Source organism: Rummeliibacillus pycnus (assembly GCF_044359855.1).
Taxonomy (GTDB): domain Bacteria; phylum Bacillota; class Bacilli; order Bacillales_A; family Planococcaceae; genus Rummeliibacillus; species Rummeliibacillus pycnus_A.
The window spans coordinates 874,806-887,066 of record NZ_CP132291.1 but is presented as its reverse complement, the minus strand read 5'-3'; the positions used below and the strand labels follow the sequence as shown (position 1 = coordinate 887,066).

At 32.8% G+C, this 12,261-nt stretch carries 10 protein-coding genes and 1 pseudogene; 8 read left to right on the top strand and 3 right to left on the bottom strand.

Annotation, left to right across the window (positions count from 1 at the left end):
* Window positions 1–339 precede the first annotated feature (339 nt).
* The gene (locus tag Q8X41_RS04320) at window positions 340–759 is read right to left on the bottom strand and encodes a MarR family winged helix-turn-helix transcriptional regulator (protein ID WP_397539029.1); all 420 of its coding nucleotides are present in this window, start codon (window positions 757–759) and stop codon (window positions 340–342) included.
* A 104-nt stretch (window positions 760–863) separates the two neighbouring features.
* Here Q8X41_RS04320 and Q8X41_RS04315 point away from each other — a divergent pair, with 104 nt between their 5' ends.
* The 8 genes and pseudogenes from Q8X41_RS04315 to Q8X41_RS04280 all read left to right on the top strand — a co-directional run bounded on the left by Q8X41_RS04315 (window position 864) and on the right by Q8X41_RS04280 (window position 10,056).
* Window positions 864–1,850, top strand: a complete 987-nt coding sequence (locus tag Q8X41_RS04315; RefSeq protein ID WP_397539028.1) for a YhdH/YhfP family quinone oxidoreductase — start codon at window positions 864–866, stop codon at window positions 1,848–1,850.
* Window positions 1,851–2,097: 247 nt separating this feature from the next.
* Window positions 2,098–3,546: a DEAD/DEAH box helicase gene (locus Q8X41_RS04310; RefSeq protein ID WP_397539027.1), complete on the top strand. Its 1,449-nt coding sequence runs from the start codon at window positions 2,098–2,100 to the stop codon at window positions 3,544–3,546.
* 232 nt (window positions 3,547–3,778) lie between these two features.
* A complete protein-coding gene (locus Q8X41_RS04305; protein ID WP_397539026.1) occupies window positions 3,779–4,315 on the top strand; it encodes a dihydrofolate reductase family protein in 537 nt (178 codons plus the stop codon).
* A gap of 372 nt (window positions 4,316–4,687) precedes the next feature.
* Window positions 4,688–5,359, top strand: a complete 672-nt coding sequence (locus Q8X41_RS04300; protein WP_397540199.1) for a TerC family protein — start codon at window positions 4,688–4,690, stop codon at window positions 5,357–5,359.
* A 1,047-nt stretch (window positions 5,360–6,406) separates the two neighbouring features.
* On the top strand, window positions 6,407–7,204 hold the full coding sequence (locus Q8X41_RS04295; RefSeq protein WP_397539025.1) for a hypothetical protein: 798 nt from the start codon (window positions 6,407–6,409) through the stop codon (window positions 7,202–7,204).
* Between the two features lie 476 nt (window positions 7,205–7,680).
* Window positions 7,681–7,860 (top strand): annotated as a pseudogene (locus tag Q8X41_RS04290) (DUF255 domain-containing protein); the annotation flags it as partial.
* 805 nt (window positions 7,861–8,665) lie between these two features.
* Window positions 8,666–9,424: a YqcI/YcgG family protein gene (locus tag Q8X41_RS04285; RefSeq protein ID WP_397539024.1), complete on the top strand. Its 759-nt coding sequence runs from the start codon at window positions 8,666–8,668 to the stop codon at window positions 9,422–9,424.
* The gene (locus tag Q8X41_RS04280) at window positions 9,421–10,056 is read left to right on the top strand and encodes a LysE family translocator (protein ID WP_397539023.1); all 636 of its coding nucleotides are present in this window, start codon (window positions 9,421–9,423) and stop codon (window positions 10,054–10,056) included. The genes Q8X41_RS04285 and Q8X41_RS04280 overlap by 4 nt, the downstream gene beginning before the upstream one ends.
* Before the next feature lie 170 nt (window positions 10,057–10,226).
* Here Q8X41_RS04280 and Q8X41_RS04275 read toward each other — a convergent pair whose 3' ends face one another.
* Both Q8X41_RS04275 and Q8X41_RS04270 read right to left on the bottom strand, forming a co-directional pair.
* Window positions 10,227–10,991, bottom strand: a complete 765-nt coding sequence (locus Q8X41_RS04275) for a GNAT family N-acetyltransferase (RefSeq protein ID WP_397539022.1) — start codon at window positions 10,989–10,991, stop codon at window positions 10,227–10,229.
* Window positions 10,992–11,033: 42 nt separating this feature from the next.
* On the bottom strand, window positions 11,034–12,245 hold the full coding sequence (locus Q8X41_RS04270) for an MFS transporter (protein ID WP_397539021.1): 1,212 nt from the start codon (window positions 12,243–12,245) through the stop codon (window positions 11,034–11,036).
* Window positions 12,246–12,261 lie beyond the last annotated feature (16 nt).

The following is a 12,261-nucleotide window of genomic DNA, read 5'->3' as shown; positions in this document are numbered from 1 at the left end:
TAGAATTCTAAGAGAAAATAGTTTCAGGAATATTCATATTTCGAGTTTTATAAAACGAGTGGCGAGAGTGTAATTTAATTTCTAATAGGTCCGTTTATTTCCAAATATGTTTTTCAATTAAAGGTGCATTATATATAAAAGCTCAATTTCTTAATTTTAATGTTAAGAAAATGAGCTTTTTATAATTATTAATAGTGCAAAATAGTACTTAAGGGGGCTGCTTTAATCTTTTTCTATATAGAGCTAATCCGTAAATTTACAATCCATCCAAGTATTGTTCCACCCGTAGGTTAAGAGAATATAGCGTTATTATATTGGCTATTTCATTAAAAAAAGTAATTAAAAATCAGACTTTATTATTGTTTCTAATGATTTTTGTAGTACTACTTTATCGCTATCTGACAAATTTTCAAGTACCTTATTATTCAACTCAATAGTTGCAGCTATTACTTCATCTCTAATTTCGTTAGATTTTTGAGTAGCCATGACTAAAACATTTCTACGATTGTTTGGATCTACCGAACGTTCTATAAATTCAGCTTTTTGCAATTTATCTAATATCCCAGAGACAGTAGGGGCTTCTATATATAGCATTTCTCCAATTTGTTTAGGAGATAATTGTCCTTCTCTCCACAAACAATTCAATACACCATATTGACCCGGTGTTACTCCACATTCCTCTAAACGCTTGCTAAAAAACTTGAAAACTTTATTCTGACTAGCACTTAGTAAAAAGTTTATGCAATCTTTTAATTCCATTTTATCTCCTCCATATTGACATTATCCATAATAACATGTTAATTTCTGTTATGAAATAGTTTTGTATCGAAAATGTTTCGTAGCAAAAATAGGGGGAGATAATTATGAATACATTCAAAGCAATTATTGTAAAAGAAAAAGAGGATCAAGTAATTTATGGGTTGGAAGATGTCAATCTTGACAGTCTTTCTGACGGCGAAGTTTTAATTAAGGTAGCATATTCTTCAATAAACTATAAGGATATGTTGGCTGTTCAAAAAAATGCAGGAGTTATTCAGAATTACCCAATGATCCCCGGAATTGATTTAAGTGGAACCATTGTTCATTCAACAGATAATCGTTACACAGAGGGACAGAAAGTTGTTGTTACAGGTTTTGCTATGGGGATGAGCCATACAGGAGGATTTGCAGAATATGCTAGAGTCCCTGCAGATTGGATTGTTCCAATGCCAGTCAACTTAACCTTAAGAGATGCTATGGTTTTTGGAACAGCAGGGTTTACGGCTGCACTTTCCATTATGGCTTTAGAGGAGAAAGGCATGGATGTAAATAACAATCCTAGGATTCTAGTCACTGGTTCAACTGGTGGGGTAGGTAGTATTGCTTTACAAATTTTATCTAAAATTGGTTACAAAAATATTTCTGCTTTAGTTCGAAAAGAGCACCAAGCAGAGGTAGCAAAATCTTTAGGAGCAACCAATGTTATTTTTGTAAATGAGTTAGGAGAGCAAAATAAACCTTTGAAGAAGCAAAAGTTTGACTATGTCCTAGATACTGTTGGTGGGGAAGTTGCTTCTGTATTAATTCCTCAAATTTCTTATGGCGGGAGTATGAGTATGTGTGGGAATGCAGGTGGTATAAAACTAACATCAACAGTATTGCCGTTTATACTCAGAGGAATTAACCTTTTGGGAATTGATTCTGTAAATGTACCAATTAATAACCGCGGTTATGTTTGGGGGAAAATAGCAAATGAATGGAATATTTCTCAAACTACTCTAATAAGTGAGATATCACTTGAAGAAGTGCCTCATACGATTGAAGCGATTAAAAACGGTCACCATTTAGGAAGAACCATTATTAAATATTAAAAAATATGGGCAATGATTAGCTTATATATATTGTTATTTGAAATGGATAACAACATAACTTAAATTTTCACTTTATTACAGATAAAATACCAAGCACTTGACTTGCCAAAATAGGCAGGTCATTTTTTATTAATTCACATTCTAACTTATTTACAAAGCGAAATTCGAGTATAATGGTAGTTTGAATAAGGTAACAACCTTCAAGGAAATAATAAGGTAAATAATCCAAAATAAAAGAGGCTTAATTATGTGCAAAGAACGTTTTAAAGATTATAAATTAAGTAATGAAATAGTAAACGCGCTGGATAGCTTAGAATACGTAAATCCAACAGAAGTTCAAAGTAAGGTTATACCTCTTGTGTTAGAGAAAAAGGATCTTGTCGTGAAATCACAAACAGGAAGTGGGAAGACTGCTTCATACGGGATTCCAATTTGTGAATTAATTGATTGGAAAGAAAATAAACCTCAAGCGTTAATTTTGACACCTACGAGAGAACTTGCTGTGCAAGTGAAAGAGGATTTCATAAACATTGGTAGATTTAAACGGATAAAAGCAGCAGCTATTTATGGAAAACAACCTTTTGCTATCCAAAAAACAGAATTAAAGCAAAAAACACATGTTGTAGTTGGTACTCCGGGTCGTGTGTTAGATCATATTGAAAGAGGTACTCTGGCCTTAGATCGGATTCAATATCTTGTTATTGATGAAGCTGATGAGATGTTAAACATGGGGTTTATTGAACAAGTAGAAGCCATCATCAAGGAGTTACCTCGAGAACGAGTGACAATGCTATTTTCAGCTACTTTACCAGAGGAGATCAAAAGCCTCTCACTTAACTATATGAAAACGCCTATCGATATTGAAATTAAGGCGACGGGACTCACAACTGATAAAATTGATCATTCTCTTTTTGAGGTGGCCGATGACGATAAATTTTCTATGCTTAAAGATATAACGATTGTTGAAAATCCAGATAGTTGCATAATCTTCTGTCGAACAAAAGATCGAGTAGATACAGTGTGTGATCAGTTAATGGATTTAGGTTATACCTGTGATAAAATCCACGGCGGAATGATACAAGATGATCGGCTTGGCGTGATGAATGACTTTAGAAGAGGAGAATTTCGCTATTTGATTGCTACGGATGTAGCTGCCAGAGGGATTGATATTGATAATATAACACATGTCATCAACTTTGACCTGCCAAATGAGAAAGAGAGCTATGTCCATCGTACGGGTAGAACAGGACGAGCAGGTCAAAAAGGGAAAGCTATCACTTTTGTTACACCTTTTGAAGATCGGTTTTTAAGTGAAATTGAAGAATACATTGGTTTTGAGATTCCAAAAATGATCGCTCCTTCAAAAGAGGAAGTTACAGATAAGAAACCTGCCTTTGAAGAAAAAATGAATGTTGAACCTGCGATTAAACAAGCAAAAAGTGAAAAATTAAACGAGCAAATCATGAAGTTATACTTTAATGGTGGTAAGAAAAAGAAGCTTAGAGCAGTAGATTTTGTTGGAACGATTGCAAAAATTGATGGAGTGTCAGTGGAGGATATTGGTATCATTACAATATTAGATACTTTTTCTTATGTTGAAATATTAAATGATAAAGGTCCGATTGTGTTGAATAGAATGAAGAACACAACAATAAAAGGTAAGTTATTGAAAGTATATGAAGCTAATAAGAAGTGAAACGTTAGTGTTTGCAGAACGATGGGAAATAAGACATAACTGGACTTTTTTCTTGTAAGTAACATTAGGAGATATCAAACTAAAAACCTCATTTAGTTACAATACGGTGAACCGTATCATAAGTAAATGAGGTTATTTTTGGTTATTTTAAAAGAGTAGCCTTTATCAATGACAGGTTTTGAAGTAGAGGTATGCTTAATTTATCTTCAGAAACAAAGAAATGGAGATTTATATGAAAAGAAGGCGTAACGTTATTCTGTATATTGGTACTTCAATTGATGGCTATATTGCAAATGATGATGGTACATTAGAGTGGTTGGAGTCCACGGAAGTAGAAGGAGATTCCGGTTACAATTCCCTTCTAGAAAGAATTGATACTGTTGTTATGGGAATGGGAACATATGAAATCATTCGTGGATTTGAAATGGACTATCCTTATAGTGATTATAAAAACTATGTATTTTCTAAATCTGTTAGCGGTTCAGATGAATATGCTTCATTTATTAATGAAGATGTCCAAACTTTCATTAAGAATATAAAACAAAGGCCTGGTAAAGATATATGGTTAATTGGTGGAGGAAACTTAGCCCGAGAGTTTTTTAAAGAAAATTTAATTGATGAATTCCAACTAGCTATTGCACCTATTATTTTGGGGAAGGGAATCTCCCTTTATAACGGGGATGATATTACTCAAAAATATAGGTTAATCAAAGCTGAAAAGTTAGGTCAACTTGCTATGCTTCATTATATAAAAAAACTGAATAAGTAACAAAAACTCGCCAATTACTGTGGCGAGTTTTGTCTTTCTATAAACCAAAAGCTATGTCAAAACGAATTCCATTTATATATAATTTTTTTGAGAAGCACCCTAAAATGGAACAGCTTACTCCTGCTTATCCCCACTCAATATGAGTTGCTACCTTGAGGTAGCTTTCTCTATTTTTTGTTGAGAAAAATGAAACACTTCAACTTCTTTATCTGCTTTTTTTGTTTAAAAGTGTAGTTTTTTGGCTCATTTTTTGTGTTGAAATTTCCTCAATACTGTTAATGAATGGAATAACTAAATCCAAAAAAGTAATAGTGTTATAGCTTGGAATAAAGGCATATGAATATAAGATAAGGATAAGCTGAGGTGAAACGATTGGAATATTATTCAGTTGAATTTTTTACAGCTCTAGTATCTATTCTCATCATTGATTTAGTTATGGCTGGTGATAACGCCATCGTAATTGGCCTAATTGCAAGGACATTACCAAAAAAACAACAAAAAAAAGCGATTTTCTGGGGGACAATTGGGGCTGTAACGTTTCGTAGTTTTGCTACTTTTATAGCGGTATGGTTACTTAAAATCCCTGGACTTCTGTTAGTTGGAGGATTACTACTAATTTGGATTGCCTATAAACTTCTAACATTAAAAGAAGAGCAAGAAGAGAATATAGTGTCAAAGACTACTTTAGGGGCAGTAATTCGTTCCATTATCATAGCAGATATGGTTTTAAGTATAGACAATGTATTAGCTGTAGCAGGTGCCTCGCACGAAAGTTTTTTATTGGTATGTTTAGGACTAATGTTTAGCATTCCTATTGTGATTTGGGGAAGTAGATTATTTATTGCATTTGTTGATCACATCGTTATTTTTCTCTACATTGGAGGTGGTGTAATTGCATGGACTGCGGTCAAGATGATCGTAAAGGAACCACTTTTAAAAGAGTACTTTCTCAATCTTTTTCTATATTGGGGACTAGTTATTTTGATAGTGGGAGGTGTGTTACTTGCTGGAAGCTTAACCAATAAAATCAGCAACAGAATGTAAAAAAACAGTACATATTTTAGTGACTGTCCTCGATGCTTTAAAACGCTAACATCGGGGGCAGTCACTATTTTAATAAATAGTTATATATGTGGAGTTATTGAAGTATTGTGCGACGTGGATAATGTTCATCAAAAGTGATGCTTTTTCACTAACGGAAGATTAGTATAAGAAGGATTTAACTTACTAAGCAGAAGCGAAAGTAGTTTACCTGAAAGAAGGAATACATATGGTTTGGATAAAGATTTATCGTAACGGTCAATTTTTAAAAGAATGCAAATCTATTCAAGAGGCTGGAAGGAAATAACGGAGGATGATACAAACGTTTTAATTCTATTCAAAACGGATATTGTTATGGAGAACCATGGGATTTTAGAAATTAGGGTGCATAGAAAATCGGAGTTAGATAAAAAAAGTATATAGAAAAACGTAAAAATTGAGTACCAATTAAATTAGTAACTTCTAAAGCAATCAACTATTTATAGTTTGATTGTTTTTTTCCTTTTTGCAGTCCATTTGAAAATGGGTATTTCTCAATAATAAAATGTATTAGGAATAGTCATAACTTAAAAATATTGAAGGGGTGCGATAAAAATAGTGTATAAGGGTGGTGGTTACTAAAAGTCGAAATAGGAGCTGTGTAGATTAGAAACTAAAGAAAAAGGCTATTTACAAAAAAAGTAAATATCCTTTAGAAAAATAAACATCTTACTATCAAAACAAAAGCTTCGTTTAGATAGTAGAAAAGATCATGGCTGAAAAAGGAAAAGACAGATTTCTACTTCACAAATCCTTATTCGTCCTGTATTTCACCGTTGCGAATGAAACCATTTCACATGTATATCGTTCTTTTTTTTGATGACTTTTAGCCACACCATCACGGATTCCTTCTCAATACGTGTAAGGAAATTCTTCCGCAAAGTTTGTGTAAATTAAGTAAATAGAATTTAGATGATAGTATTAGCTGAAGGAATGTTTGGCTATTATCAATAGGGGAGAATTTGCAGTTGGATTAAGCTTTTGTCATTAATGGTTATTTGGAGGCAAATCGTGCATATAAACAAATCTTTATCAGTCAACATGAATCAAACAAAAGAAATTTTTGCTAAGGTTCCGGAAATTACATTCTACTTTTGGATTACTAAGCTACTGACTACTGGAATGGGTGAAGTGGCTTCCGATTATTTATTCGAGAATCTAAATCCATTTATTTCGGTACCTTTAAGTCTTCTTATTTTTATAACCGCCATGATCTTGCAGTTCAAAGTACGCCGATATATACCAAAGATTTACTGGCTAGTTGTCGTTATGGTCAGCATATTTGGCACAATGGCTGCAGATGTCGTTCGTGTCGGACTAGGCATTCCCTACATCGTTTCAACCATTTTCTTAATGGTGGCACTTGCTGTTGTCCTCATAACTTGGTATTCAAAAGAGAAAACTCTGTCCGTACACAGCATCTTCACCCGTCGCCGTGAGATCTTTTACTGGCTCACCGTGTTGGTAACATTCGCACTTGGTACCGCCGCAGGAGATATGACCGCGACAAGCATGCACTTGGGTTACTTCTCTTCAGGCGTATTATTTACCGTCTTGCTTGCTATCCCAGCTTTGGGTTACAAATTATTTGGTCTAAATGAAACTTTTGCTTTTTGGTTCGCTTATATCATGACGCGTCCAGTAGGTGCCTCGTTCTCGGATTGGTTAGGGGCGGCTCATAGCTATGGAGGTCTGGGGCTAGGCAAAGGTTGGGTTACCCTTGTTTTAACAATCTTTATTATTCTCCTTGTCATCTTTCAGGGAGGCTCACCTGCGAAAAGCATGGAAGATGAGGATAATGTGGCATAACGATGCTACAAAGGGGCTATCTAATTAGTCCCTAAAAATAAAATGCGGAAAGAAAAACAGCTTGTTTTTCTTTCCGCATTTTGCGTTTTCGTCATAATTCTTCCTTTAAATAATCGAGTTACCTAGATTACTTTTCTAAAAAACCATTAACCATCTGTTTTTAAAAGTACACAAAATAATGTACTCCTTTAAATCTTATAATCTAATAATTCAAGATTTGTTGAGGGTGTTTTTTTTACGCATAACAGATTCTGTTTTTTTATTTGGATCGTCCATTTTTTTATCACCTCTGAATATTTTCAAAAATGATAACAGCAGATTTTCTATATTCTAAGTACCTTTAATAAAGTTCTAATTTTCAGATAAATAATTCTACTTGAACCTTTTTGTGTATCTTATTAAGTAATAAAATATATAAATAAAATTGAATATGGTTAAAATAAATAGGTAGAAAAAAGATGAAAGAGGGTGATTCATTGACTAATAAAAGTGAGCCCAATAAACTCATTCACGAAACTTCACCATATCTATTACAACACGCATATAACCCAGTCAATTGGTACCCATGGGGTGAAGAAGCTTTCAAAATTGCAAAGCAAGAAGACAAACCTGTTCTTGTGAGCATTGGATATTCAACATGTCATTGGTGTCATGTAGGTAAAATCATTCATATAAGTTCATAATAGGCAAAACTCCTGCTTTTTAATCCTTAATAAATAATCCTTTTAAATATAATAAATTTTATTTCAGAAATTAAAAGCAGTTAATATTTTCATGGCATGTGTGAGCAATAGGGAAAGAAAGTAACTCCACAAAATGGCATAGTTCACCCGAGTTGAATTTGATACACAAAACACAAATCGGTGATATTAAAGATCCGGACGCGTGTCAGAGTCCCACCGTCTCCATGTAACTTAAGGAGAGAAACTAACTCATATAAATGTGACGTAAAGCATAAAATCTCCATTTGGAAACTTTATGCTTTATTTTATTTGGGAGAACGAACACATGAAGAGAAGGAATGGAGGAAGTATCGCTACATTAAAATTTTTACAGAATTTTATATAGCAAAATAACGTTCAGGAATAGAAACAGTACTTTAATGAAAAAAAACATTCGATACAGGGAATTATTGATAAAATTGAAATTGTTTAGGAGAATTCTTCGTTTACTTTATTTAGAACTAGGGACTTATAAATCATTTAAGAAAACGTCCTTAGTCCTAAAATTTACTTTTAAGCATCGAGACGAAACCTCCTGGAATTCAGTAAATAATACTAAACAACAAATATTAATGGGGTGATATTGAAAAACTTAGTTAGGGTAATATACTTTTCTGTAGCTGGTAGTTTAATCTATTACAAAATATTTTATCCAAGGTTTTGTATGAAGCGATAGTATCTGAAGGAAATATCAATTATATAACTGTATGGGAATTAAATCACACTGGAGGGGAAATTAATGATTAAAATAAGTTCGCTTTTGGACCAAAATGATATAAACGAAAGTATTGAAAAAGGCATTCTAAAAGAATGGATGATTTCTACATATCTTGATTTTCGAAATTCATTGTTAGATGATTCGGCCCCATATCCTTGCTACTTTGCGGTAGATGCAGAAAAAAGGGGGCAAATACGTTATATATTTGCCGATTCAGCTTATGAACAAGGTGAGCTATTAAATATTAGAGACGGGGTTTATGAATATATTAAAAGCTATGAATCTATAGCAAAACGTACAACATTAGTAATCTTTTTTAAACCTTCGGAAAATGAAATTGTAGCCGAGGAATATAAAAAGCAATTTTGGAATGTCGTTAAATTCTTAAACGAAAATGATCCGGAACCATGGCCTAGTAATGTACCTGAGGATCAAAATCATCCAGAATGGGAATTTTGCTTTGGAGGGGAACCTATTTTTCTAGTTTGTCGTGCTCCTTTTTATTCGGATAGAAAAAGTAGATTTACGGCTCATGGATTGGAAATTACAATGCAGCCGCGCGGGACACTTGATGATATTACCGCAGACACAAAAAAGGGACAACAAATAAGAAAAGTGATAAGAGAGCGATTGAAAAATTATGATAATATTGATTCTCATCCTGATATTAGGGATTATGGAGACCTAACTAACAGAGAATGGAAACAATACTTGCTACCCGAAACAAATGAAGAAAGCGTAGTAAGATGTCCAATTACAGGGAGTTTGGTTAAATCATGACTGTTTTAAGCTATATCGTTTTGGGCCTCTCACTTTCTATTCCAGTAGGGCCGATTAATATAGAAATGATAAAGAGAGGAATCAAAAATGGATTTTTGAATTCTTGGTTAGTTGGCTTAGGTGGAATGTCAGCCGACGTAGTTTTAATGTTTCTCATCTATTTTGGGGTATCTACTTATTTGACTACACCAATAGCTCAATTAATTATGTGGATTTTTGGTTTTCTAATATTAGTCTACTTAGGATATGAAAGCATAAGAGATGCTTTTAAGGAAGTAAAGATTTCGAATGAAGTTCAAAAAGCGACTAATTCTAAATCATATTTATCTGGATTTTTAATTGCTATATCCAACCCGTTAAATATTATTTTTTGGATTGGTATTTATGGATCAGTTCTTACAACAACTTTAAACAGCATTGGTACAGGACAAGCTTTACTTTATAGTAGCGCCATTTTTATTGGAATTGCTGTATGGGATTTAACTGTTGCAACATTATCTAACTTAGGTAGGAAAATTTCTAATCAGGGATTTTTAAAATGGTTATCGGTTATTGCTGGCCTTGTTTTAATAGGATTTGGTATAAGTTTTGGATATAAGGCGGTTAAAAGCTTGTATATTCTTATGGGTTAACTATTTTTCAACCATTTTAAAGGAAAATCTCGATTTCCTTCTGGTTCCTAAACAGCTAAAACGAGGAACACTTATATATAATTAATGACTTATAAAACCAAAAGACTGCTATTGCAGTCTTTTTCGATATTTTCTATTAAAGTTTAATACAATTCTTAAAGTGTTTACATTTATTCGTTACTTAACATACGATAATGATTCTTAAAGATAGAGATAAAACCAAGCTTAGTGTAAAAGCCTATAGCGGGTTTATTTTCTTTTAAAACCTGTAGGTAGACATTAAATGCTTTATTTTCATAAGCCCATTCGGTAAGGTACCTTATAAGTTGAACCGCTATACCCTTACGCCGATGGTTTTGATTAACAACAATATTACTAATGCAGCCCCAACCTTGTTCTACCACTATTGAACCAACACCGACTATTTTTTCATCTTCATAGATAGATACAAAATTTTTCTTCGGTTTAATAGCTGAAAAGATGCAGGAGTAAGCTTGATATCGTTCTGTTGGAAATCCTTCTAAACAAATAAAGTCATAAATCCATTTATCGACTATTTCAGAGGAAAAATTAAATGTAAATCGATTTTCCTTATCTATTCTTTTTAATATATCAGAACAAGGTGCAGTCATGACTAAAAACTCATCTATTTTCTTATATCCTTTCGCTTCTAATAAACCATCTAATTTCATGGGAGAAATTTCACTTATGTAGAAACATGGAGTTATTGATTTTTCTTTGTAAAATTGTTCTATTTTTTGAAGCCAATTTTTATTTTGAGGTATTGAGCCAATTGCATGTACACTATTTGCCCTTTTTTTAACACCAAAGGTTGCCGTAACTTTCCATTCCCCAACTAACTGTTGAACATGGGGTGGCCAAGCATTTACACTTAAGTTTTCAATAAAGGACACAAATTTAGGATCCGTTTTCATAATTATTCACCTTCTAAGTTCCTGAAAATTTTGTGACAGTTTTCAATTACTTATTTCTTCAATATTTTTGTATTTTAATGAAGGTAAGAATAACGCAATTAAACATGGAATAACAATTGCAAATCCTATTAGGAGAAATACATAGCTTATTCCAATATGACTTACTAAATGTCCGCTTAAAAGCGCCCCCAAAGGAACCCCAGCATTTGATAGGAGACCTCTTACTGTAAATACTCTTCCTCGTAAGTAGTCGGGAACTGTTCTTTGATAAAGAATAGTATTATTAATATTAAATATAGATGCACATAATCCATAAATGGTAATTAGAGTAATTGAAATGAAAATATTGAATGTAACACCCATTAAACTTAAAGATAAGCCTGAAATTATAATTGAGGAGAACATGGTTAATTTAAGATTTTTACTTTCTTTAGCAAAAGTCATAAAAATTGCACCAATTAACATTCCAAATGCAGTACCAGAATTTATTAGACCATATTGAAAGGATGTACCTTTAAGGTAATCAAAAATATAAGGCAATAACATTGGCTGAACTGCTCCTGCACTGAAATTGATTATAAATAATAAAATTCCTAATGTAAGAAAAAACGGATTCTTTTTATAGAACATTATCCCTTCAATAAATTCTTTTCCCCAAGGAGCTTTATTGCTTTTTACAGAATTTAATTTGGGGAGAAATGACAAGTTGAATGCAGAAAATACTAAAATAATTATCAAAAAAATTATGATATATAAGGGATGCATTATAGTTACTATTACTCCTGCTAACAAAGGACCTAACATCCGTGTCATTTGCTTAGTAGTTTGAAGTAAAGAATTTGCTTTTTGTAAATAACTTTTATGAATACTCTCAGCTATATATGAATTGCTGGATGGGCTAAATAGAGGCTCTACTAGACCTACCACAATAGCCAAAATATAAATCGTATTTATTGTAATGTGGTCTTTATACATTAGCAAAGCAAAAATGAAATATGCAATTGCTCTTACAAGTTCTGAAAAAATCATTACTTTTTTCTTAGATATTCGATCGATGTAAGGTCCGGATATAATTTGACTGATAATACTAGATAACAAATAAAAAAACCACAAATAGCCTACCATTACAGCAGAACTTGTTAATTTATATGCAATCCACCCCAGGACAAATATCGAAAAGGTACTTCCTAATCCAGATGTAATATAAGCTATCCATATGAAAATGAAAGACTTATTTTTTAATAACACGCCCATAAAATAACCCTCCAAT